Below are 23348 nucleotides of genomic sequence, written 5' to 3' on the forward strand. Positions count from 1 at the left end.
ATGCTTTTAAACTGTTATCAGAATGAATTTTTAGAAGCCGGCTGTGATGAAGCTGGCCGTGGTTGCCTGGCAGGTCCGGTATTTGCTGCCGCTGTAATTTTGCCTCCCGATTTTATTCCTGGCGAATTAACTGATTCTAAGAAATTGACCCATAAACAGCGCTGCAGCTTAAGGCTGATCATTGAAAAAGAAGCAATTGCCTGGGCTGTGGCCGAAGTTGATAATTTGGAGATCGATAAGATCAATATTCTAAATGCTTCTTTTCTCGCAATGCACCGTGCCGTTGAAAAGTTAAGCATTCAACCGCAGTACTTAAGTATTGACGGGAACCGGTTTAAAGCGTATCCGGATATCCCGCATACCTGTATTATAAAAGGGGACGGTAAGTACCTGAATATTGCTGCCGCTTCTATTCTGGCCAAAACCCATCGTGATGAGTTCATGGATAATTTATCAGGTCAGTATCCGCATTATCAATGGCATCAAAATAAAGGATATCCTACTATTGTTCACCGGACTGCTGCCATTGAGCATGGTTTATCACCCTATCACCGTAAAACGTTCACGATTACCAATCCGCAGTTGGATCTGTTTTTAGAAACTGAAAGGTAATCTAATAGGTATTATTGATTATTCAATATGCCATTTCATGTATTTGCCAACCAAATCTTTATAATCACTTCTAAGTGGAAGGGGTAAATAAGTGCCATTTGGAAGTATCAGCAGTTTGGTTGGGTAATGACTGATTTTGGTTTTTTTCTCTATTATGCCGTCTGACATCAACACTGGAAAAGAATATTGATTGCCTGACATATACTTCTGGATATTTTCCTTCTTATCAAAACAAGCGATGGTAATAACCTTTAGATCGGTATTTGCCTGATTTGATTTGAAATAGGCATCAATGTTACCCATCTCAGGCAAACATGCACCGCACCAGGTTCCCCAGAAATCAATAAAGATAAATTTACCTTTATGGTCCAGTGAGTTAAAGTTTGAACCCAGGTAATCGTCTAGTTTAAAGTCTACCGATGGCAAATATTTCTTGATTTGACTGTTAAAATACACTTTAAAGTTGCCCTCCGGATGTAATCGCTTATATTCACTTTCCAGGGTTTTATACCGAAGTGGTTCAACAATGCACATGGAGGTTAATTCTTCTAAATATGCATCCGGATCTGTATCTTTAGCTGAAGAGAGGTAAAATTCATCAGGCCGATTTGGCAGAAAATCATTTTCTATTTTAATCTCCAGACCTAGGTCTGCGATTTCTTTTAAATCAGGACGGTACTCACGGGCAAGTTTTTCATAGCTATTTTTAAGTTCAGGGCTACTTTCGCTTTTTCTGGAATAGGCCTGGCTTAAGTATATTTTGTACAGTAGTCTTAATTTCGGCCGATATCTTTTCCAATAATAGCTATCTGAATTTGTTCCCGCAGCAAGTGAATCAATAACTTTTATATCTTTTTGAATTCCATTTAAAATGCTGTCTAAATATACCGTGGATACAGAATCTGATATTTTAATTTTTTTAAGGAAATCGTAGGTCATCAATTTATACCTCCAGGTATATTCAGAAAAAGAGCGTGAGTCCTCAGCCAATAGTTTGAAAATCAGATCAGTATCCTGGGATTTGCTCAACTCTATATAATCAAAAAGCGTCAGAAATGGAGCCGCTATTCGCTTATTTTTAGCGGTTAAGATTTTTGCGCGAAAATTATCAAAGAATATCCTTTCTTTGGAATTGGTTGATGTCAATGCCTTTTTTGCAAACTCAGTATTTATTAACTCATCCAGGTCTTCTGTAAATATATTTATTTCAGTTCCTGCATCATTGGTATTATATAATCTGGTAAGCGTAGATAAAAAAGCATCTGCATCTAAATCTTCGAAATTCCTGCTGAGTTTTTCAATAAGAATTAAATAATTAGTCATAAATGTTACCGGCACTTTCTCAAGTAAATCATCGAGGTCATCTCCAATATACAAACTTACTTCCAGACGTTTGTTCCAGTATTCATAATCATTTGCAGGCATATGCCGATCTATCAGTTCAATCTGCTTTGTATAAAATTCTTCGGAGTTTTCAAGTTTGTTATCTTCATACTTCTTAAGCAGTGCATCCAGCTTCCATACTGCACTTGGATCGTTATTGATATATCCATTTGGATATAATTCCTGATAGGCCAACTTAAGGGTCTTTGATTCTTTGTCTGCATGATTTAAGCGCGTAATAACCCGTCTTTCTGAAAAAAGCTTTGTGGAGGATTTGTAGGTTACAGTTGAATCAAAACTATAATTAGCCAGTAATCCATTTACATCATATTTAATATCAGTTTTGTAAATCAGACGACCTAAATTGTTATTGACTTCTTTAGTTTCGCTTTTTTCGGGTTTAAAAATCTGCCTGCATATGTTCAGAAAACCTGGATTTTTTACAAAGTTAGCTGCCCCCTTTTCAAACCTTGTCCGATCTGTCATATCAATGTATTTGTATTGTTCTTCCAGGATCTTTTTTTGCAAATTATCCCTGTCCTGAACATTCAAGATATTTCCAGAATTATCGATTTGTATATACAGTGGTATGTAACACAGGAGATTATCTTGAATTAGATAGGGTAGTGGATCATATCTTAACTTTGAATTGGTATCATATTTACCAAAAAATGGGTTAAATGTAATTGTTCTGGGTTGCTTTACTGATATTAGGTAACCAGCTTTATTTTTTTCCTTTATAGTTAGTTCGATTTTGAGGTATTTTGTTAACGAGCCATCGCTCATTGGTTCCTTGTGAATTTTAACAATCAAATATTCATAAGAAAATGTTTCACCTTCTAATAATTTTAGTTCTTGGCTAAATGCGGAACAGGTTAAGAATAGAATAATAATTAAAAGAAGGTTTTTTTTTAAGAATTTCATGTGAGTGTTAACAATAGTTCTGTAAGATATATAATTAATTCTGTTACCTTACTTGCGGTTAAAGTATAGCCATGTTAAGATATGTTAAATTTTTATAAACAGTGTTTAATTAATAGGCTAAAGAAGCACTCATAAAATGAATACAGGGATTTGTTTTTACTTAACAATAAATTGCAGAACTTCCATAATAAGATTATGTTTCTAATAAAAAAGACCTTCGCGTGAAAAAATATATTCTCTTCATAAGTGTCCTAGCTTTCTATTATCTACCTGCTCAATGCCAAGGAATAAAGAAAAAGGATATCCTTGAAGTTCACCAATTGGTTATTGATTTTCATAAGAAATATAAACTTGGAATCGTTCTCCGTTCAACTACGAATAAGAATATTTTGAAGGAATTCGAGTTTAATGATCTTAATACTATTTCTGGTAATTTTAAGAAAAAACTTGAAGAGAATGATTTAATTGACTTTTTAAACGAAATTGACACGTCCAAAATTCGTGATTATAAATTGGAGAGCAAAGGTGAATTAGTTTTGGATACAACTAAATATCCCCTAACAGAGCACAAACTAACATTTTCTCCAGCCATTATTTCCAACGACTCTAAAAAGGCTATGGTTTTAGCTAAAATATACATAGTTACTACGTATGGTTCCACCTCGGGGTCAATTATGGCTTGGTTTTTTGAAAAAATAGATCATAAATGGGTAATGAAAATCGTAGAAACATTAATGTATTTGGATTAATGGGATTAAGCCATAACGTATCCTCAATTCTACAACAAACGGATGTTAGTATGAAAAGATACTTAACTGTTTGTTTAATTTTCATGTTTTCATCATGCAACATTTTGCATGGTCAAAGAACAGAGCAGAATGAATCTTTTAATATTTATAATCTTGTAATAAAGAATTTAAAGAAAGCCGATAAGTTAACTGTTCGTGAAAAAACAGAAAAAAGTTATTTGAAAGATTTTGATTTTAAAAACCCAATATTTGGTTATGACGTTAATGGATCATTTAATCAGAAAGACTGGATCTTATTTTTGAATGATGTAGATACCGGCACTATTAAAGATTATAAATTACAAACAAAGGGAGATAAGTGGTTTAAGGATAATTTGGAAAATAATCCATCATATGAAATAATATTTGCGCCAGTTATTTTCTCAAATAACTTAGATAAAGCAATAAGCATTTTTGGCTTATACTCCACATTAAGTAAGTCTTCTGGAGGAACAACGGTATTCTTTTTTGAGAGACAAAAAAATGAGTGGATGTTAAAATCATATGTAACCGTTCTATATTTTGATTAATTTATAGGCCAATAAACAGAAAGTCAATTTGAGAAGATATTTAAATAGGACCCTGCTGTTTTGTGCTCTTCTGCTAACTGTAAGTAAGACTTCTTATGCTCAGAAATTAAGACGAAGTGACACTATATCAATTCATAATCTTGTTGTTGACCGATTAAAAATCCACAAAAATCAGATAACAATAAATCTACAAACAGACAGGAGTGATTATCTAAGGTATTTCGATTTCAAAGATTTAAATACTGTAGGAGGTGATACGAAAAGGTTTCTGGAACAAAAAGAATGGCGTACTTTTTTAAGTAACGTAGACACCTCAAAAATTGCAGATTATAAATTGGAAACCAAAGGCAAGAGATGGTTTAAGGACATTGAAGGTATACTGCCAGCGGAGCGACTTATATTCTCTCCAGTTATTTTCTCGAAAGAATCAAATAAAGCTATAGTAATGTTTACTTTGTTGTCTTTCTCTGGATCAAACCTTTCAGGTTCAAAAACGGCATGGTTTTATGAAAACCTTAAAGGTAAATGGCTTTTGAAAACAGGCCAAGTTATCGTGTATATAGATTAATTGATGATTTTTTTGCAGATAATGTGTATTTTCACATGATTTGAAAACTCTGATCCTCACAAACCGCGTCCCCTTTCCGCCAAACAGCGGATATCCGATTGTAGTTTACAACACGATCAAGGGATTGCTGCGTTTGGGGGTCGACATTACGCTTTTTAGCATCAATACCAATAAACACCGCGTAGATACAGACGACATCTACGATCCTGTATTTGAAAACATCAATTTTCATTCATTTAACCTGGATACTGAAGTAAATGTTTGGGGTGCACTCTTTAACATCTTCTCCAACGAATCTTACAACGTTTCCCGGTATTTTGATGATGATGCGGCTAAGCTGCTCGAAGATATTTTAAAGGAAAAGCAGTTTGATGTCATTCAATTTGAGGGGCTGTTCGTGGTTCCTTACCTGGATATTGTTAAAGCAAACAGTTCTGCCAAAATAATATACAGGGCACACAACATTGAGTTTGATGTATGGGAGCGCATTGCAATTACCGAACGGTTTACGCCAAGGAGGAAGTATCTCCAATTCCTTGCCCGCCGTTTAAAGATCTATGAAACCGAACAGATCAACCGTTTTCACCAGGTCTTTGCCATTAGTGAGCAGGACAGGCATGCCATCCTTCGGTTTGGCTGTGAGGTAGGAATTGAAGTATTCCCTGTAGCATTAGATTTTGAAAGATATGTTATAAATACAGCGAAACCCAGTTTCCCGACCTTATTTCACATTGGTTCGATGGACTGGCGCCCTAATAAAGAAGGATTGGAATGGTTTCTGGATGAGATCTGGCCAGATATTGAAAAGCTAAACAGTGAACTTCGTTTCTATATTGCCGGTAAGAACATGCAGCGGGAATTCTTCGAATACGACTCCGACAACCTCGTTGTGGAAGGTGAGGTTTTTGATGCCGTAGAATTTATCAACTCTAAATCGATCATGATCGTTCCTCTATTATCAGGCAGTGGTATGCGCGTTAAGATCATTGAGGGGATGGCCATGAAAAAATGTGTGATTGCTACCAGTATGGCTGCCGAAGGGATCAGGTGTGAGCCCGGAAAAGACATCATGATTGCCGATACTGCCGATGAATTTTACCGGTCTATCCTTCAATGCATCACCAATCCCAATAAATGGCACGAAATCGGTGAAAATGCCCGTAAAACCGTGGAGCGGGACCATGATATTTCTACTATATCTGAAAGAATGTTGAATATCTATCAAAAATTAGTTAGTGCTTAAATTTTATGTACTTTTGCCCACGTTTTTACAGATATAAAATATGAATAATACCGCATTAACAGACAAACACATTTCTTTAGGGGCTAAAATGGTACCATTTGCAGGGTACAATATGCCGGTACAATATGAAGGCATCAATGCAGAGCATGCTGTAGTTCGAAACGGTGTTGGCGTTTTTGACGTTAGTCACATGGGTGAATTTATTTTAAAGGGAGAAAATGCCCTTGATTTGATCCAACGCGTTACCAGTAACGATGCTTCAAAACTTTATGATGGTAAAGTTCAATACTCTTGTCTTCCAAATGAAGATGGCGGTATTGTTGACGATCTATTGGTTTATCGTATTGACGAAAAAACATACATGCTGGTTGTTAACGCTTCCAATATTGAGAAAGACTGGAACTGGATCCAGAAATACAACGATAAGGATGTAGAAATGCATAACATTTCTGATCAAACATCTTTGCTTGCTATCCAGGGCCCAAAAGCTGCAGAAGCATTGCAGAGCTTAACTGAGGTTGACCTCGCTTCTATGGAATATTACAACTTCGTAAAAGGCCGCTTTGCCGGGATCGATAATGTGGTAATTTCTGCAACTGGTTATACTGGTGCCGGTGGTTTTGAGATCTATTTCGAAAACGAACATGCTGACCAGATCTGGGATGCTATTTTCAAAGCTGGCGAGTCTTTAAACATCAAACCAATTGGTTTGGGTGCAAGAGATACCCTACGTCTGGAAATGGGATTCTGCCTTTATGGAAACGACATTGATGATACTACTTCGCCGATTGAAGCTGGTTTAGGATGGATCACTAAGTTCACTAAAAAGTTCACCAATTCTGAAGCTTTACTGGCTCAAAAGGAAGCTGGCATTACCCGTAAACTTGTTGGATTTGAAATGATCGACAGAGGTATTCCCCGTCACGATTATGAGATTGTTGATGCTGAAGGTAATGTAATTGGTAAAGTGACTTCAGGTACCCAGGCCCCATCTTTACAAAAAGCAATTGGAATGGGTTACCTTAACAAAGGTTTTGACAAAGAAGGAACGGAAATATTTATCAATATCCGTAACAGCAAGATCAAAGCTAAAGTGGTTAAGTTCCCATTTTATAAATAATTCCTGTACCGTATCCCCAATTTCAGATGCAAAGAAGAATAGAAGTTTGTTTAACCCCGGCACTGCTTAATCTATATACCATCGATAGTAGTATCGTGGTTGTTATTGATGTGCTCAGGGCAACTTCGTCCATTGTATATGGCATAAATAATGGTGCAGAAGCCATTATTCCCGTTGCCAATGTAGAGGATTGTTTGACGTATGCTGATCAGGGGTTTTTATTGGCCGCAGAGCGGAATGGAGAAGTGGTTGAAGGATATGACTTCGGCAATTCTCCATTCTCTTATACTAAGGAAAAAGTTGGCGGTAAAACAGTTGTTTTAACCACCACCAATGGTACCAAAGCCTTGCATATGGCGAGTACAACTGCACACCAGGTGGTAATCGGTTCCTTTCTAAACCTGAAGTCCCTCTGTAACTGGCTTAAAGTACAGGATAAAGATGTGCTGTTACTTTGTGCCGGATGGAAAGATAATTTTAACCTGGAAGACACCCTGTTTGCTGGTGCTGTTGTTGCTGAACTGCGTAAGGACTTTACCCATTTTGATGATTCTTGTGTTGCTGCCGAAGATTTGTATCAGCTTGCAAAAGACGACCTCAGGGCTTATCTTCACAAGTCTTCCCATAGTCACCGCTTAGCGGCGCTTAACATCGAAGAAGACGTTAAATTCTGTCTGCAGTTGGATATTTGTGAAGCGATACCTGTATTGCAGGGAGACAGCCTTGTGCTCCTTAAAACTACGTAACTTTCTGTACGGGTTTTTTGATTAATTCCGACAAGCTATCGCTGTTCTTAATGGTTTTAAGTGTTTCTTCATAGGCCAGCCAATAGATCGTCTCTGCCTTTTTCATATCAAACGTACTGATCTCACCCATTCCTTTTGGCTCAATCAATACATTACAGAACTTTACCTTTTCTTCCATATCCTTATTGATGGACATGATGCCGGCCCTGGTCATTAACGAGGTAATGTTGGTGATCTTATCTACCTTCTTTAAATGGTTGCAGGATGAACCGATGATAAAGTCGCAGGTCTTCAATAACGGTTCAACCGGGAAGTTATTTAGAATCCCGCCATCTACATACATCTGCCCATCAATCATGATCGGCTTAAAGATACCGGGAATACAGCTGGATGCCTGTATCGCCCTGATCAATGGTCCCTTATTGAAATAAACCAATTCGCCTTCGCTAAAGTTCGTTGCCGCAATGGTAAGCGGGATCTTCAGGTTTTCTATTTTATCGTCCGGAAAATATTCTTTCAGCAGATCTGCGGTATGCTCAATATTGATTAGTCCCAATGAGCCTACAGCTGGCCTTATAAACCTTAGTAATTTTGTTTTGATAAATATATTAAGTCCTTCTTCCGGATCAATCCCTGCGGCGTAGAATGCACCGGCAATAGAGCCTGCACTGGTTCCGCTAATGTGGCTAAATTTTATTCCGGCATTGATAAAGGCTTTTAAAACACCTAAATGTGCAATGCCCCTGATTCCACCACCAGATAATACGATTCCAACTTTCATGTTCGGGCTATTTAGGTTTATATCTTGATAAGTTTAAGATCTTTTGTGTATCCTGTTCTTTCATCAGCTGCTGCAGGGTAATGTCTTTATTCTCTTGCATGTACTTTCTTACAATTTGCCAGCCAACCCATACACCCAACTTAGGTGCAGATTCTCTTTTTTCTCCGAGTCCAGGTGTAAATGGCCCCTCGCTCAAATAAACCTGGATCTTTTGATAGTCCGTTTCAAACAGCAGGTTATTCTCCAGGAAAAATCCCCAGATGTCTGGTTCAAATGTTTTACACCATTCCAGCTGGTTCATGGTATAGCCAATTTTAACCGAATCGGGTACTTGCCCCGATAATACCTGGTCCATAAAATACAGGATCTTTCCATTCTGGATCATCCTGGATATTAATGTCCGGTCTTCATCACGTGCCGGGAACAGTTCTTCACGGGAATAGGTTTCTGTAAGGCGCGGTACGATGTATTCCGGGCTAAAACGTCTGGAAAGATAGGTGGGTACGCTGGTTACAATGGCGCCATAAAATTTACTGTTCTTGCCTAAAAACATATCCAGGCCAATGCCCATGTAATTGTCGCCGATTGGCGTTTGCACGGCAAAGCCTGAGATAAAGGAAATGAACCTGGGTGTGCGCGATTTCGGATAATAATATTTGATGTATTTAAAGGCTTCCGTAAGTTCTTGCTCAATGGGCTTTAAATCTTTAAAAACACTGTCTGTTTCGGTATACAGATCTGTAAATGCCTGATCCTTATATAGGGTGCTTAATATTTCTGGATTGGTATAACTCGGATTACCAATGATCCGCTGCATAAAGTCATCATAAAAGAAACCGTATTTTTTCTTTAGCGTTTGATCGGTACTGCTGATGTCCTTCGTTTTTCCGGCATAGAGGTCCTGGTCAAAACGTTCAATTTTTACATCCAGATGTATAGCAGAAATATCAGGTTTTGTACTTTGCGTGCAGGATGCTGTTAACAGTAAACCACCTAAAAGAAAGCCTGAATAAACAGCCCGGAGCTTTGTAAAGCCGAATGCGCGGGAACTTGCGGATGAAAAAAATGCAGGTACAAATAGAAAAATTAGATAGCTTTGGGCGAGTTTTACGTTATATATCATCGTAACAAATATAATAATATGAAAAGAACATTTATCGCTTTGCTGTTATTGATATTAACAGGTCATGCATTTGCGCAAGAATCTCCGGTATATGATTATGGTTTTAGACTCGGCTTAACGGCACATCCTACTATTGGATGGGTAAAGCCAGAGGTGGGTAAGAGCAACAGCGTATCGCCTGGCTTTTCTTACGGGTTGCTGGCAGACTTTGATTTTGCCCGGAATTACAGCTTTGCTACCGGTCTTACAATAACCACTATTAATGGTAAAAGTCAGGAAGTGTTTACGTCTAATGCGTCTCCTGCTATGCCTCCTTCACAAACCCTTTATGATTTAAAATATAAGCTCCAGTACATTGAAATTCCGCTTACCTTAAAGCTCAAAACAGGAATGATCAATAATGTGCGCTGGTATGGACAGTTTGGTCTTTCTAACGACATTAATATCGGTGCGCATCAGGATGCCGATGCAACAGGTGTTAAGATCAGGGACGAAAACATCTCAGAATCGATTAAATTCTATCGTGCCGGACTGATCATTGGTGCCGGTGCTGAGTTTGATATCCGTGGCAATACGGCCATTACCGGAGGTTTAACGTTTAACAATGGTTTTACTGACATTACCAGTGATAAGAATAGCAGTGTAAAAAATCATTATGTAGGCATCAATTTTGGTGTATTCTTTTAAATATCCGCAGTTCAAAAAAGGTTAACCTAGTAATACAATGAAGATAGCATTAGCGCAGTTAAATTACCACATCGGAAATTTTGAAGACAATACCAGTAAGATTATCGATAGTATCCAGTCTGCCAAAGATCAGGGCGCTGATCTGGTTGTATTTGCAGAACTTGCGGTATGCGGCTATCCTCCACGGGATTTTCTTGAATTTGATGAGTTCATTGAACTCTGTGAAAATGCAGCACAACAAATTGCCGCCCATTGCAAGGATATTGCCTGTATCATTGGCTTACCCATTAAAAATACATCCCCTGCGGGTAAAGACCTGCATAACGCGGCTTACTTTATTGCAGATGGCGAGGTGAAATCAGTTGTTAAAAAAGCATTGCTGCCTACCTATGATGTGTTTGATGAATACCGCTATTTTGAACCCGGAATGCATTTTGAATGTATCGAATTTAAAGGACGTAAGATTGCCCTGACCATTTGTGAAGATCTTTGGAACATCAATGACAATCCTTTGTATGTTTCTAATCCGATGGATGTACTGATTGAGCAAGATCCGGACCTTATGATCAACATTGCGGCATCTCCATTCTCTTATTCGCATGACGATGAGCGGATGATCGTACTTGCCGACAATGCAAAAAAATATAACCTGCCGCTGCTTTATGTAAACCAGGTAGGTGCGCAAACAGAACTCATTTTTGACGGGGGCTCGCTTGCGTTTAATAAAGAGGGTTTGTTACTGGATGAAATGCCATATTTTGAAGAGGCCTTGCGCATTTATACAATTGAGGGAGATGAGATTCAGGGATATGCTCCTAAAAGCCATCAGCCTTCATCTGATATTGAACAAATATACCAGGCGTTAATTCTGGGGATTAAAGATTATTTCGCAAAATCTGGCTTTAAGAAAGCGGTTCTTGGACTTTCTGGCGGGATAGACTCGGCCATTGTCTGTGCTTTGGCTTGCCGGGCTTTAGGGCCGGAAAATGTAATGGCAGTATTGATGCCTTCCAAATATTCGTCGGACCATTCTATTGATGATGCGCTGGACCTGGTAAGGAACTTTGGCTGTAAGCATGAGGTCATTCCTATTAAAGAAGCTGCTGATGCTTTTGATGGTATGATGGCTGCCGCATTTGATGGACTCCCATTTAACCTCGCAGAAGAGAATATCCAGGCCAGGTGCCGGGGCATTGTGGTGATGGCCATGTCTAATAAGTTTGGTTACATCTTATTAAATACCTCTAATAAAAGCGAGTGTGCAGTAGGCTACGGAACACTATATGGCGACATGTGCGGTGCCATTGGTGTAATTGGCGATGTTTATAAAACACAGGTTTATGAACTTGCCCAGTACATCAATAAAGATGGTATGATGATCCCGGAGAACTCTATAGTTAAACCACCTTCTGCAGAACTTAGACCCGGTCAGAAAGATTCTGATTCGCTGCCCGACTACGATACACTGGATAAAATACTGTTCCAGTATATTGAATTGAAGAAAAGCTCTGCTGCAATTATTGGACAGGGATACGATGAAGCACTGGTTCGCAGAATCATTAAAATGGTAAATACGGCAGAATTTAAACGCTATCAAACTCCGCCAATCTTAAGGGTTTCTCCAAAGGCATTCGGTATGGGACGGCGGATGCCTATTGTAGGTAAATACCTATCTTAATTTCCTGATCCACTTCCGGTATGGAATGATCAAGGCCAGTAAAATTGCAGTGATGCAAAAGAACCGGGCAATAAGGTCGCCATTCTTTACATAAAAGGTGAGGTCGCTGTTCAGGTTGATCTCTGCTTTTAGCGCGGTTCTGGTCCACCATGCAGATTGCGAAACAATATCTCCTTTTTGGTCGATAAATCCCGAAATCCCGGTATTGGCGGATCTTGCTATCCAGCGCCTGGTTTCGATAGCCCTTAATTTTGCATATAAGAAGTGCTGGTCCTTACCTGAGGTATTGCCCCACCATCCATCATTTGTGATGATAGCGATGAACTGAGCGCCATCCTTTACTGCTTTACCTACCCACTCTCCCCAGATGGATTCATAACAGATCACAGGTGTAACACCCACGCCTCCGTATGAATAAAAAACAGCAGGATGATCCTGCCATCCCCAGCCGCCTACAGAGCCGCCAAGTTCTGCAAATACTGGCTTTAAAAAGGCCAGCGCTGTTGGAAAAGGCATCTTCTCTACGCCGGGAACCAATTTTGATTTGTGATAGAACTGTACATCTGCAGAGTTTTCGATCTGAACGGCTGCATTAAAATTATCGTAATACTGGTTGCTGTTTGCGTCAAACTTCGCACTGACTGTTTCTGCGGTAGGATATGTCTTTACGCTTTCTATGCCAGATATGACGGTTCCATTTTTATACTTTGATAAAAATTCCTGAATACGCATATAGTCCATATTCGTACGGATGCCATACTCATTGGCGAAATTAGGTATGGCAGTTTCCGGCCATATAAAATATTCTGTATTGGTTTGTCCGATAGAATCAGATAGCCGCGTAAGGGTACTGACCTGTTCATAAGCAGAGATGCTGCCATATTTTAAGTAAGGATCTATATTGGGCTGCACCACAACTACATTTACCGGAACGCTTTTCTCTTCATAACTGGTGTATTTAGAAAGAGAAAGTGTAATGGGGATAACGATAACCACAGACAGCACAATAGATAGCTTGTACCTTTCTAATCCGTTTTTTGTTTTATAGGAACGGTAGGCTTCAAAACCTATAATGTTGCTAACCAGCACCCACAGTGTACCGCCATATACGCCAGTATATTCATACCATTGTATCAGCTGGTGCATTTTGGCAAAGCCGTTACCCAGGTTCATCCATGGAAAGGCCAGGTCCCAGCTTTGGTGCAGGTATTCCATGGCAATCCAGAAGCTGACCAATCCCAGGTAAGCAATCCATTTTGAAGTATAAATGCTTAGCCGGTAATACAGCCAGAAGGCGAAGGTCATGAGCAATGCCCCCAATCCATAGGGGATCAAAGAGATCAGTAATGATGTAAATGCATCATTAAAGGAGTGAATGGAATTGTATACCCAATAGATGCAGACGGTGTTCCAAACCAAAAAGCTAAGTCCTGCAGTTAAAAAAATACGCTTGCCTTTTTTAAGCCTGTCATCTTCTTTAATTGCCGATAATGCAACTAAAAGCGGAACAAGGCCTATAAGTAATAGTGGCGCTGTATAATTAACTGGCGGCCATGCCAGCCACATTAAGAATGAGCTTAATAAAGCGAGCACAAGCTTTTGACCAGGTTTAAGTACGTTTAAAGGTGCATTCGGAGCTTTTGGAATCTTTAAAGGAGCGTCTGCAGGATCGGGCTGAACCGGGTTTTTGGTATTCATCTAAAGGTGTACGTTGTTGTTATAAACTAGCTAAGATGTCTGCTTTTTTAGCGTCATACTCATCCTGTGTAATCAGGTGCTTATCGTAAAGTGTTTTTAACTTTCTAAGTTTTAAAGTGGTCTCATCTTCTGCTTCTTCTACTGGTGCCGGAGCAGGAGGGATATATGCCGGGGGCGTGTAAGCAGGCGGCTCATTAATTACAGCAGGTTCTTCAGCCACCGCATTGACCGTGACCGGTGATGCCGATGAGCGTCTTTCTTCCATTTCATTCAGCCTTTGTTGTTCCCTAAAGCTTTCCAGCTGCTCATAAGCGGCCTGGTATAGTTTGCGTGCCTGTACTTTGGGGATGTATTCTGTAATTATATTTTCACCATGCTGCGGTACACAAATAAATTTCGAACCGAAGAACTCTTCTTTAAATGAGACTTCTTTAATGCTTTTCCATGAAATGTCCTTGAAGTTCATGGTGATGCCGAAATTAACCGGTTCACAGTAAAAGATCCGTTTGTTGCTTACTGCAATACAATCCGGTAAAAGGTTTACTGCCGGTTTTTTCTGAACCGCCATATAGATCAGCTCCTCATTGGTGCTGAGCATGTCATTCAATTTACCTAATACCCGTTCTACTGCTTTTGGGTCTTGTTCGTCACTTAAAAATCTATCTATTAATATCATGTGCTTTGTTTAAATAATGAAATCAAAAATTGAACCTAATTCCCGCGTTCGTATTTGGCTTTCTTAACTTCTTCCTTACCGGCAATACAAATTACGAATTCTCCTTTTAATATATTGTTTTCAAAATGTGATTTAATTTCTACTAATGTACCCCTAACGGTCTCTTCGTAAAGTTTGGTAAGTTCCCTGCTTACCGAAGCCTGCCGGTCTCCGCCAAAATAGGTGGCAAACTCTTCCAGGGTTTTTAACAGGCGATGCGGACTTTCATAAAGAATGATGGTGCGGTCTTCTTCAGCGAGTTTCTTAAAACGGGTTTGTCTGCCTTTTTTAACGGGTAAAAATCCTTCAAAAACAAATGAATCGGCAGGCAGTCCTGAATTTACCAGTGCAGGTACAAAGGCTGTAGCTCCTGGCAGGCATTCTACCTGCAAATCATTCTTGATGGCTTCCCGCACTAAAAAGAAACCAGGGTCTGATATGGCGGGTGTGCCTGCATCAGAGATCAGCGCTACATTCTTACCTTCTTTAAGAAACTTAATGATCTCTGAGGTAGCCTGGTGTTCATTGTGCTGATGGTGTGAATATGCTTTTTTATCAATGCCAAAATGCTTAAGCAGTGGTGCGCTGGTCCGGGTGTCTTCGGCCAGGATCACATCGGCTTCCTTTAATATCCGGATTGCCCTGAAGGTCATGTCTTCAAGATTTCCGATTGGTGTGGGCACAAGAAATAGTTTACCTTCCATATAATCAGTTCCGGATTGTAACGCGGCGTTCGCAATCACGAGTTAAGTTATTATCTTTGCTTAAAATATAAAATAATGCTGCAAGTTAACTATATCCGCGAAAATAGAGAGAAAGTTTTAGAAGGACTGAGTACACGTAATTTTAAACAGCCTGAACTGGTTGATGAAATTATTAAAATTGATGAAGAACGAAGACAAGTTCAAACCTCGCTGGATAACCTTTCTGCTATTGCCAATGCCAGTGCCAAACAAATTGGTGAGCTGATGCGTAACGGAAAAAAAGAAGAGGCAGAAGTGCTTAAAGCAGAAACGGCTGCTAATAAAGATCAGCATAAAAAATTATCTGATCAGCTGACAGATGCCGAAACCAAATTGCACAATTTAATTGTACAGTTACCCAACTTGCCGCATCATCTGGTAAAGGCCGGGAGTACTGCTGAAGATAACGAGATCGTTTATGAGCATGGCCAACCTGCTGAACTGCCTTCAAATGCGCTTCCGCACTGGGAACTGACATCAAAATATGACATCATTGATTTTGAACTGGGTACTAAAATTGCCGGAGCAGGATTTCCTGTGTATAAAGGTAAGGGTGCCCGTTTGCAAAGGGCTTTAATTAATTTCTTTCTGGATCATGCCACTGCACAGGGTTACCGGGAAATGCAGGTTCCTCATCTAGTGAATGAGGCTTCCGGATTTGGTACCGGGCAGCTGCCGGATAAAGAGGGGCAGATGTACCATGCTGGTGTTGATAATTTATACCTGATCCCTACGGCTGAGGTTCCTGTTACCAATCTTTACCGGGATGTGATCTTAAAAGAGGAAGAACTTCCTGTTAAGAACACCGCTTATACACCATGTTTCCGTCGCGAAGCAGGATCATACGGTGCACATGTACGCGGCTTAAACCGCCTTCATCAATTTGATAAGGTGGAAGTCGTTCAGGTTGTCCACCCGGATAGATCGTACGAGGTTCTGGAAGAAATGAGCAGCTATGTACAATCCTTATTACAGGAACTGGGATTGCATTACCGCGTATTGCGCCTTTGTGGCGGCGATATGGGCTTTACTTCTGCAATGACCTATGACATGGAAGTGTGGAGTGCTGCACAACAGCGCTGGCTGGAGGTTTCTTCTGTTTCCAACTTTGAGACCTATCAGAGTAACCGTTTAAAGTTAAGGTTTAAAGGAGCAACTGGTAAAACGCAGTTTGCACATACCTTGAATGGTAGTGCTTTGGCCCTGCCGCGTATTGTGGCTTCTATTCTGGAAAATAACCAGACGGAGAAAGGGATTAAGATTCCGGAAGCTTTGGTTAAATATACCGGCTTTGAATACATTGATTAATGTATTGGAGTAGTTGACGTTAGGCTGATCCGCTGGCTGCATTGCACCTCCGGGTAATTCTAATCAAGAGGATACAATTAATAAGGATTAACTTACAAATCATATCAAATAAAAAAAGCTTCCCGTAAAGGAAGCTTTTTTTATAGGTAGATGTTGAGTATTAAAGAATAAGGATCAACAATAAGATGATGATGATGATCGCTCCAACAGAAAGATAAACACCACCGCCCATTGCGTTAGCTTCTTTTTTCAATCCTTTCAATTCATTACGCAGTTCTTTTCTTTCCGCTTTAGTTAAATCAGATTTATCCATAGATCTGATCTCTTCTACACGGTTAGTAATGCGCTTAAGTTCGAATTGCTGCTCAGCAGTCAGTTCAGTTTTAACTTTATCAGTTTTGTCTGCAGCAGAAACTGTGTTGACGCTAATTGACAATGTAAAAATCAGCGCTAAAGAGTAAATTAATCTTTTCATAATGATTTGAGTTTAGTGTATGTGATTTCTTAAATAACAAAAAACCTACCAAATGTGATTTGATAGGTTTTTTAAGGTTATTTTATTAAAACTGTCTACTCTTTTAGTCAATCGCTATTATTTTATTTCAAAAACTGTATTCATTATGTAGTTCAGTTTTATTTTTTTGAAATCAATATCTGCGGGGGCTGCACCCATGGCATCTGCACTTTCTGCTCTTACCATCATGGTATTGCGGTACATTGGCTGAGGATATTGCTCATTGTTTACTTCCTGTATGTCGATCACACTACCTAATTTATCGCCAAGTGCTTCTACCAGGTAAGATGCTTTCGCTTTTGCGGCCTGAAGTGCTTTGATCTTCAGCTCTTTTTTTACGGTTTCGATTTTAGAATAATCGTAGCTGTCAATATTGGTGTAGGCAATACCTTTTACATCAACTGCGCCAATGATGTCATTGAATTTATTCAGGTCAGAAACTTTTAAGCGATACTGTTTGCTTGCCAGAAAATCAGGGTTTTTCTTTTTCTCAGTAGCAATGGCATAGCTGGATAAGTTATTGATCGTAAGATTTTCTTTATCGATACCTGCTTTTTGTACGGCAGCAAACAATTGGTTTTCTAAGGTAGTGATCTCTACTTTCTTTTTACTGTTGTTGTCTTTTAAGTATTCTTTTAAAGAGATGCTGATGTAAATAATGTCTGGGGTAACTTCCATTTCGGCAGAACCGCTTACACTTATTTTCTTTCTAAGGTCTGCTTGCTGAGCCATGGCACTTACACTAAAGAAGGCGGCAATGGCAAGGATAAATAACTTTTTCATAGTATTAAATTTTATTTGTGTGTTTGATAGATAGATGTAAATACCCTGCCAATTCCACACAAAAATTTAATTAAATTTATAATTACTCTTCAACCACCTCATTATTAGGGCCTATTTCTTCTTTTATTTCTTCTTTGAAATAAGTTTTTTGGAAGATCAGGATAATAATTACGCCAACAGAGATCGCTGCATCTGCAATATTAAATACAGGTCTGAAAAAGACAAAATCTTCTCCTCCCCAGATTGGGACCCAGGATGGAAAGTTACCCTGCAGGATCGGAAAATAGAACATATCTACTACACGTCCGTGAAAGAGACCTGCATAACCGTAGATCTTTCCATAAAGCACCGAGTCTATAATATTACCTAAAGCACCTGAAAAGATCAGCGCAACGTTTAATATCAATCCCCTGTGGTATTTGTGTTTGATCAGGTAATGCAGACCATAACCAATACCTGCAACGGCAAAGATGCGGAATAGTGAAAGGGCAAGTTTTCCAAACTCACCGCCAAACTCAAGGCCAAAGGCCATTCCATTATTTTCAGTGAAGTGAATAATGAACCAGTTTCCTATGATCTTAAACTCCTGACCAATGTACATATTGGTCTTGATCCAGGTCTTTAAGACCTGGTCTGCAAGTAAAACCAGGAAAATGATCAGTAAAGGTTTCGTATATCCTTTCATTAAGACTGCTTCAGTTTAGCTTCCATACTTAATGTAGCGTGAGGTACTGCACGTAAACGTTCCTTTTGGATCAGCTTACCAGTTTCTCTGCAAATACCGTAAGTTTTATTTTCAATACGAACTAAAGCAGCTTCCAGGTTGTCAATGAATTTTTTCTGACGGGCAGCCAATTGATTCAATTGTTCTTTTTCCATAGTTGCAGAACCATCTTCAAGTGTTTTGTACGCACCGGAAGTATCTTCTGTCCCGTTAGAATTTGGACTGCTCAATGAGTTGGTAAGGTCAAGAAATTCTTCTCTTGCCATACGAAGTTTATCCTGGATCAATTCTTTAAACTCTTTAAGTTCACTATCAGAATACCTTGTTTTTATAGCTTTTTCCATGTTAATTATAGTTTTGTAATCAAAATTTGTAGTTCAACATCATCGATTACTATTTTGTTTCCCTTGTCTATGCTTTCTGTTAATTTAACCTGATCCGCTAAAATTTCGGAGCAAATGTATGTTTTATTCTGTGCTACTGCGTCTGCAATCAGGTTATGATTCTGTAAAGTAACCGTTATCCTGTCTGTAACTTCAAAGTTCAGCTCTTTCCTTAAATTCTGAATCCGGTTGATCAGCTCACGCGATAAACCTTCCTGTTTCAGCTCTGGTGTAATGGTTACATCCAGGGCAACCGTTAAATTACCCATATTGGTAACCTGCCAGCCCGGAATGTCCTCAGCCATGATCTCCACATCGCTTAAATCAATACTGTAATCTGTTCCTGAAACCAGGTAAACTCCCGCGGCCTCAAATTGGCTTAACTCTTCCTGGCTTAGGTTATTGATAACTTCAGCAACAAGTTTCATGTCTTTGCCAACTTTTGGACCTAAAGCCTTAAAATTAGGTTTTATTTTCTTAGTAATAAAGCCCGCCGTATCAGTAATATATTCAATATCCTTAATATTGGTTTCAGAAAGGATTAATTCTTTAACCAATTCCACTCTTTCGGCAAATTTATTGTCCAGTACAGGGATCAATATTTTTGCTAAAGGCTGGCGTACATTGATACTTGTCTTCTTGCGAAGGGACAATACCATCGATGAAATGTCTTGTGCCAGGTGCATCCGCTCATTCAGCTCGATATCCATCAATACCGGATCAGCTTCTTTAAGGTAGGTTAAATGCACCGATTCAAATTCATTGCTGGCATCACCTGCGGTTAAATTCAGGAATAGCCAGTCTGCAAAGAATGGTGCTATTGGCGCCATCAATTGCGAAATGCTCATCAAACAGGTATATAAGGTCTCATAAGCAGCTTTCTTATCTGCGGTCATCTCACCTTTCCAGAAACGGCGGCGTGATAAGCGGATATACCAGTTGCTTAAATGCTCATCTACAAAAGATTGAATGGCCCTTGCAGCCTTTGTTGGCTCGTAGGTATTGTAGCTTTCATCAACTTCAGCAATCAGCGTTTGAAGGAGTGACAAGATCCAGCGGTCCAGTTCACTGCGTTCAGAAACGGGTGTCTGGTTGTCGTGATCAATCACAAACTTGTCTATATTGGCATATAGGGCAAAGAAGGCATAGGTGTTGTAAAGTGTGCCAAAGAACTTTCTGCGCACTTCATCCAGGCCTTCCATGTTAAACTTCAGGTTATCCCATGGGGATGCATTACTGATCATGTACCAGCGTGTAGCATCGGCACTGTAGGTATCTATGGTGGAGAAAGGATCAACGCCATTGCCTAAGCGCTTAGACATTTTATTGCCGTTCTTGTCCAGCACCAGTCCATTGGATACTACATTCTTGTAGGCTACCCCTTTATTACCAACACGTGCATTAACAGCTTTGATCTCGTCGCTGGTCTCGCTCAGCATCACCGCAATGGCATGCAGGGTAAAGAACCATCCGCGGGTTTGATCTACCCCTTCTGCAATAAAATCTGCAGGATAGGCATTTTCAAATTCATCGGCATTCTCAAAAGGGAAGTGCCATTGTGCATAAGGCATGGCGCCGCTATCAAACCAAACATCGATCAGGTCGAGTTCGCGTACCATCTTTTCACCTTTGGAAGAGGTTAAGATCACATCATCCACATACGGACGGTGCATATCCTTTAGTTCAAATCCGGCTTCCATGAACCCGGCATCAACTGATTTTTGGATCTCCGCATTCAGTTCTGCAATAGATCCGATACATTTTTCTTCCAGTCCATCGGCAGTACGCCAGATGGGCAGGGGTGTTCCCCAATAGCGGGAGCGTGAAAGGTTCCAGTCAACCAGGTTTTCGAGCCAGTTTCCAAAACGGCCTGTTCCGGTTGCTTCCGGTTTCCAGTTGATGGATTTATTCAGTTCAACCATCTTCTCTTTAACGGCAGTTGTTCTGATAAACCAGCTGTCTAGAGGATAGTATAAAATAGGCTTGTCCGTTCTCCAGCAGTGCGGATAACTGTGTTCGTATTTTTTAACATCGAAAGCCTTGTTGTCTTCTTTTAATTTAATGGCAATCAGAACATCAGTCGTTTTAAAGTCTGCTTGTTGGCGTACTTCATCGCTGTAATATTCTTCTTTCACATAGCGGCCTGCAAAGTCGGTTACCTCGTCTACAAACTTACCTTGTTTATTTACCAGCGGCAGTTCATTTCCCTGGTCGTCTTTGATCATAACTGCCGGTACGCCGCTCTCTTTGGCAACCCGGAAATCGTCTGCACCAAATACGGATGCAATGTGTACGATGCCTGTACCATCTTCAGTGGTTACATAATCTGCAGGGATTACACGGAATGCTTTTTCTTCCAGCTCCGGATTGGTTACATAGTCCATCAGCTGGTGATAACGTAAGCCCACCAGGTCTTTCCCTGTAAATTCAGCAACGATGGTCCAGGGGATTAGTTTATCACCTCCTTTAAAATCATCAAAAGAAAGGTCTTTTGCATCACTTTTAAAGTGTTTGCCCACCAGGTCTTTTGCCAGTATCACATTTACCGGAAGAAAAGTGTATTGGTTAAACGTTTTCACCTTTACATAACTGATCTTTTCCCCTACCGCTAAAGCCCCGTTAGATGGAAGTGTCCATGGGGTAGTTGTCCAGGCAATGATTGCAGTTTCTTCATGGTCGTTAAACAAGATGCTGCTTAACGGATGCTGCTGGTCTTTTTTAAGAAAGAACTGTGCAGTGATCGATGTATCTTTCAGCATCTTATACGTGCCTGGCTGGTTTAGCTCATGAGAGCTTAAGCCGGTTCCGGCAGCAGGAGAATACGGTTGTACCGTATATCCTTTATAAAGCAGGCCTTTATCATAAAATGATTTTAAGATCCACCATAGTGTTTCAATGTATTCGTTTTCGTAGGTGATGTATGGGTTTTCAAGATCAACCCAATAACCCATTTTTTCAGTAAGGTCGTTCCATACGTCAGTATAGCGCATCACCTCTTCCTTACAAGCGGTATTGTATTCTTCAACGGAGATCTTCTTACCGATATCTTCTTTGGTGATGCCCAGTTTTTTCTCTACAGCAAGCTCAATAGGCAATCCATGGGTATCCCATCCGCCTTTGCGCTTAACCTGGTAACCTTTAAGGGTTTTGTAACGGCAAAAAATGTCTTTAATGGCACGGGCCATTACATGGTGAATACCAGGCATACCATTAGCAGAAGGCGGGCCTTCATAAAAGGTAAAAGGGTTTGACTTCGGGCGGCTTGAAATACTTTTTTCAAAGATGTTCTGCGCTTTCCAAAATTCAAGTATGTCTTTTCCTATTTTCGCTAGTTCCAGCTGTTTAAATTCCCTATACATCAATCAAGTATCTCCAAAAAATTAAGGATGCAAAGTTAAGCTATTTGAATGAGAAATTGAAGTGTTGTTTTAAGTTGGTCGGGTTTGAATCCATAACTCCAGCATACATAAAATTAGAATAGTCCGTTTTTAAAGAATAAAAGACAAGTTTAAGCGGCATTAGATTCCAAATGATAAACCTGCGTCATTTTTCTTATCTTGTGTCGGTGTAATGGTCGCTTTGGCGAATAAGGAAAAGAATGAGAAAGAAATTATCTGCTTTACTGGTTTTAATTATAGTTTTTATACACGTTAAAGCGCAGACAAATGAAGTTAAAGGCGTGGTTAAGGCCTTCGAAGATTATAAATATGCGATCCTGAATGATAAAGGCGCAGAGGCTGCAGATCTGATAGACAGCCACACGATCAACTATTACCAGGAAATGATCGACCTCGTTAAAAAAGGAGATTCATCTACGGTAGACAGGTTACCTGTGATCGATAAAATGACTGTGTTTTATTTGCGGCACATTACAAAAAAGGAAGATCTGCTTAAGATGGATGGTAAAAGACTGTTCATCTATTCCATTGATCTGGGTATGATCAGTAAAAGCAGTGTAGCAGGTACTACCATTGGTAAAGTTACCGTTGAAAAGGATTTCGCCAAAGGCATGTTTTTATTTGACGGAAAGGAATCCCCTTATTATTCTCATTTTTATAAAGAAAAAGGCATGTGGAAAGTAAACCTTACGGCCATGTACCCCTTCTCTAATGAAGAGATGAAAAAGGCGATTGTGGAGAGCGGCATAGCTGAAAATGAATACTTGTTTAAGGTACTGGAGTCCATGAGCGGTAAGAAACCAGGCAAAGAGATTTGGGAAAAGCTGCTGCAGGAATAGTCTTTAATTAGTTTATCCTGCACAGCGAAGTTATCATGTCTGACATGCCGGGGGGTATAA

22 protein-coding genes are annotated in these 23348 nt (G+C 39.7%); 11 read left to right on the top strand and 11 right to left on the bottom strand.

The window, feature by feature from the left end; genetic code table 11:
- Complete coding sequence (locus ATK78_RS21100; RefSeq protein WP_133578117.1) at nt 1–612, top strand: ribonuclease HII; 612 nt, start codon at nt 1–3, stop codon at nt 610–612.
- Between the two features lie 18 nt (nt 613–630).
- Here the strand turns inward: ATK78_RS21100 and ATK78_RS21105 are convergent, their stop codons facing one another.
- Nucleotides 631–2481, bottom strand: coding sequence for a TlpA family protein disulfide reductase (locus ATK78_RS21105; protein ID WP_166664939.1), 1851 nt, complete (start codon nt 2479–2481; stop codon nt 631–633).
- 659 nt (nt 2482–3140) lie between these two features.
- Between ATK78_RS21105 and ATK78_RS21110 the strand changes: the two genes are divergently transcribed.
- The 6 genes from ATK78_RS21110 to ATK78_RS21135 are packed head-to-tail and all read left to right on the top strand — an operon-like array spanning nt 3141 to nt 7914.
- Nucleotides 3141–3668 (top strand): hypothetical protein, encoded by a 528-nt coding sequence (locus ATK78_RS21110; RefSeq protein WP_133578119.1) that lies wholly within the window; start codon nt 3141–3143, stop codon nt 3666–3668.
- Between the two features lie 50 nt (nt 3669–3718).
- Nucleotides 3719–4237 carry a hypothetical protein gene (locus ATK78_RS21115; protein WP_133578120.1) on the top strand — a complete coding sequence of 173 codons (519 nt, stop codon included), beginning with the start codon at nt 3719–3721 and terminating at the stop codon, nt 4235–4237.
- A 28-nt stretch (nt 4238–4265) separates the two neighbouring features.
- Complete coding sequence (locus ATK78_RS21120) at nt 4266–4805, top strand: hypothetical protein (RefSeq protein WP_133578121.1); 540 nt, start codon at nt 4266–4268, stop codon at nt 4803–4805.
- 40 nt (nt 4806–4845) lie between these two features.
- Nucleotides 4846–6048, top strand: coding sequence for a glycosyltransferase family 4 protein (locus ATK78_RS21125; RefSeq protein WP_133578122.1), 1203 nt, complete (start codon nt 4846–4848; stop codon nt 6046–6048).
- 40 nt (nt 6049–6088) lie between these two features.
- Complete coding sequence (gcvT, locus tag ATK78_RS21130; protein ID WP_133578123.1) at nt 6089–7168, top strand: glycine cleavage system aminomethyltransferase GcvT; 1080 nt, start codon at nt 6089–6091, stop codon at nt 7166–7168.
- 26 nt (nt 7169–7194) lie between these two features.
- Nucleotides 7195–7914 carry a 2-phosphosulfolactate phosphatase gene (locus ATK78_RS21135; RefSeq protein ID WP_133578124.1) on the top strand — a complete coding sequence of 240 codons (720 nt, stop codon included), beginning with the start codon at nt 7195–7197 and terminating at the stop codon, nt 7912–7914.
- Here ATK78_RS21135 and ATK78_RS21140 read toward each other — a convergent pair.
- Together ATK78_RS21140 and gldB are read right to left on the bottom strand one after the other, a co-directional pair.
- Nucleotides 7907–8695 (bottom strand): patatin-like phospholipase family protein, encoded by a 789-nt coding sequence (locus ATK78_RS21140; protein WP_133578125.1) that lies wholly within the window; start codon nt 8693–8695, stop codon nt 7907–7909. The two genes, ATK78_RS21135 and ATK78_RS21140, sit on opposite strands and share 8 nt — an antisense overlap.
- A gap of 7 nt (nt 8696–8702) precedes the next feature.
- Entirely contained in the window at nt 8703–9818 is a 1116-nt protein-coding gene (gene gldB / locus ATK78_RS21145) for a gliding motility lipoprotein GldB (protein ID WP_133578126.1), read from the bottom strand.
- An 18-nt stretch (nt 9819–9836) separates the two neighbouring features.
- Here gldB and ATK78_RS21150 point away from each other — a divergent pair, with 18 nt between their 5' ends.
- Entirely contained in the window at nt 9837–10505 is a 669-nt protein-coding gene (locus ATK78_RS21150) for a porin family protein (RefSeq protein WP_133578127.1), read from the top strand.
- Between the two features lie 37 nt (nt 10506–10542).
- Nucleotides 10543–12183: an NAD+ synthase gene (locus ATK78_RS21155; RefSeq protein ID WP_133578128.1), complete on the top strand. Its 1641-nt coding sequence runs from the start codon at nt 10543–10545 to the stop codon at nt 12181–12183.
- On the opposite strand, the gene lnt is transcribed toward ATK78_RS21155, so the two are convergent.
- The 3 genes from lnt to rsmI all read right to left on the bottom strand — a co-directional run bounded on the left by lnt (nt 12175) and on the right by rsmI (nt 15300).
- Complete coding sequence (gene lnt / locus ATK78_RS21160; protein WP_394346957.1) at nt 12175–13749, bottom strand: apolipoprotein N-acyltransferase; 1575 nt, start codon at nt 13747–13749, stop codon at nt 12175–12177. The two genes, ATK78_RS21155 and lnt, sit on opposite strands and share 9 nt — an antisense overlap.
- 151 nt (nt 13750–13900) lie before the next feature.
- Nucleotides 13901–14557 carry a PH domain-containing protein gene (locus ATK78_RS21165; protein WP_133578130.1) on the bottom strand — a complete coding sequence of 219 codons (657 nt, stop codon included), beginning with the start codon at nt 14555–14557 and terminating at the stop codon, nt 13901–13903.
- A gap of 35 nt (nt 14558–14592) precedes the next feature.
- Nucleotides 14593–15300 carry a 16S rRNA (cytidine(1402)-2'-O)-methyltransferase gene (gene rsmI / locus ATK78_RS21170; RefSeq protein WP_133578173.1) on the bottom strand — a complete coding sequence of 236 codons (708 nt, stop codon included), beginning with the start codon at nt 15298–15300 and terminating at the stop codon, nt 14593–14595.
- Between the two features lie 75 nt (nt 15301–15375).
- Between rsmI and serS the strand changes: the two genes are divergently transcribed.
- Nucleotides 15376–16647, top strand: coding sequence for a serine--tRNA ligase (gene serS, locus ATK78_RS21175; protein ID WP_133578131.1), 1272 nt, complete (start codon nt 15376–15378; stop codon nt 16645–16647).
- A gap of 160 nt (nt 16648–16807) precedes the next feature.
- On the opposite strand, the gene ATK78_RS21180 is transcribed toward serS, so the two are convergent.
- The 5 genes from ATK78_RS21180 to ileS all read right to left on the bottom strand — a co-directional run bounded on the left by ATK78_RS21180 (nt 16808) and on the right by ileS (nt 22410).
- Entirely contained in the window at nt 16808–17122 is a 315-nt protein-coding gene (locus ATK78_RS21180) for a hypothetical protein (RefSeq protein WP_133578132.1), read from the bottom strand.
- Nucleotides 17123–17239: 117 nt separating this feature from the next.
- The gene (locus ATK78_RS21185) at nt 17240–17944 is read right to left on the bottom strand and encodes an SIMPL domain-containing protein (protein WP_133578133.1); all 705 of its coding nucleotides are present in this window, start codon (nt 17942–17944) and stop codon (nt 17240–17242) included.
- A gap of 82 nt (nt 17945–18026) precedes the next feature.
- Complete coding sequence (locus ATK78_RS21190; RefSeq protein ID WP_133578134.1) at nt 18027–18629, bottom strand: lipoprotein signal peptidase; 603 nt, start codon at nt 18627–18629, stop codon at nt 18027–18029.
- On the bottom strand, nt 18629–19012 hold the full coding sequence (locus tag ATK78_RS21195) for a TraR/DksA family transcriptional regulator (RefSeq protein WP_133578135.1): 384 nt from the start codon (nt 19010–19012) through the stop codon (nt 18629–18631). The genes ATK78_RS21190 and ATK78_RS21195 overlap by 1 nt, the downstream gene beginning before the upstream one ends.
- 5 nt (nt 19013–19017) lie before the next feature.
- Complete coding sequence (gene ileS / locus ATK78_RS21200; RefSeq protein ID WP_133578136.1) at nt 19018–22410, bottom strand: isoleucine--tRNA ligase; 3393 nt, start codon at nt 22408–22410, stop codon at nt 19018–19020.
- A gap of 239 nt (nt 22411–22649) precedes the next feature.
- Here ileS and ATK78_RS21205 point away from each other — a divergent pair, with 239 nt between their 5' ends.
- Nucleotides 22650–23288 (top strand): hypothetical protein, encoded by a 639-nt coding sequence (locus ATK78_RS21205; protein WP_133578137.1) that lies wholly within the window; start codon nt 22650–22652, stop codon nt 23286–23288.
- The last annotated feature ends 60 nt before the right edge of the window (nt 23289–23348 follow it).

The sequence above is a fragment of the Pedobacter metabolipauper genome (assembly GCF_004362715.1).
Classification (GTDB): Bacteria; Bacteroidota; Bacteroidia; order Sphingobacteriales; family Sphingobacteriaceae; genus Pedobacter; species Pedobacter metabolipauper.

Coding starts and splice junctions, on each gene's coding strand:
- ATK78_RS21115 (WP_133578120.1), top strand. CDS start 3,719: ATGAAAAGATACTTAACTGTTTGTTTAATTTTCATGTTTTCATCATGC.
- rsmI (WP_133578173.1), bottom strand. CDS start 15,300: ATGGAAGGTAAACTATTTCTTGTGCCCACACCAATCGGAAATCTTGAA.
- gldB (WP_133578126.1), bottom strand. CDS start 9,818: ATGATATATAACGTAAAACTCGCCCAAAGCTATCTAATTTTTCTATTT.
- ATK78_RS21195 (WP_133578135.1), bottom strand. CDS start 19,012: ATGGAAAAAGCTATAAAAACAAGGTATTCTGATAGTGAACTTAAAGAG.
- ATK78_RS21100 (WP_133578117.1), top strand. CDS start 1: ATGCTTTTAAACTGTTATCAGAATGAATTTTTAGAAGCCGGCTGTGAT.
- ATK78_RS21205 (WP_133578137.1), top strand. CDS start 22,650: ATGAGAAAGAAATTATCTGCTTTACTGGTTTTAATTATAGTTTTTATA.
- ATK78_RS21135 (WP_133578124.1), top strand. CDS start 7,195: ATGCAAAGAAGAATAGAAGTTTGTTTAACCCCGGCACTGCTTAATCTA.
- ATK78_RS21190 (WP_133578134.1), bottom strand. CDS start 18,629: ATGAAAGGATATACGAAACCTTTACTGATCATTTTCCTGGTTTTACTT.
- ATK78_RS21105 (WP_166664939.1), bottom strand. CDS start 2,481: ATGACAGATCGGACAAGGTTTGAAAAGGGGGCAGCTAACTTTGTAAAA.
- ATK78_RS21180 (WP_133578132.1), bottom strand. CDS start 17,122: ATGAAAAGATTAATTTACTCTTTAGCGCTGATTTTTACATTGTCAATT.
- gcvT (WP_133578123.1), top strand. CDS start 6,089: ATGAATAATACCGCATTAACAGACAAACACATTTCTTTAGGGGCTAAA.
- lnt (WP_394346957.1), bottom strand. CDS start 13,749: ATGTGGCTGGCATGGCCGCCAGTTAATTATACAGCGCCACTATTACTT.
- ATK78_RS21165 (WP_133578130.1), bottom strand. CDS start 14,557: ATGATATTAATAGATAGATTTTTAAGTGACGAACAAGACCCAAAAGCA.
- ATK78_RS21140 (WP_133578125.1), bottom strand. CDS start 8,695: ATGAAAGTTGGAATCGTATTATCTGGTGGTGGAATCAGGGGCATTGCA.
- ATK78_RS21150 (WP_133578127.1), top strand. CDS start 9,837: ATGAAAAGAACATTTATCGCTTTGCTGTTATTGATATTAACAGGTCAT.
- ATK78_RS21155 (WP_133578128.1), top strand. CDS start 10,543: ATGAAGATAGCATTAGCGCAGTTAAATTACCACATCGGAAATTTTGAA.
- ileS (WP_133578136.1), bottom strand. CDS start 22,410: ATGTATAGGGAATTTAAACAGCTGGAACTAGCGAAAATAGGAAAAGAC.
- ATK78_RS21185 (WP_133578133.1), bottom strand. CDS start 17,944: ATGAAAAAGTTATTTATCCTTGCCATTGCCGCCTTCTTTAGTGTAAGT.
- serS (WP_133578131.1), top strand. CDS start 15,376: ATGCTGCAAGTTAACTATATCCGCGAAAATAGAGAGAAAGTTTTAGAA.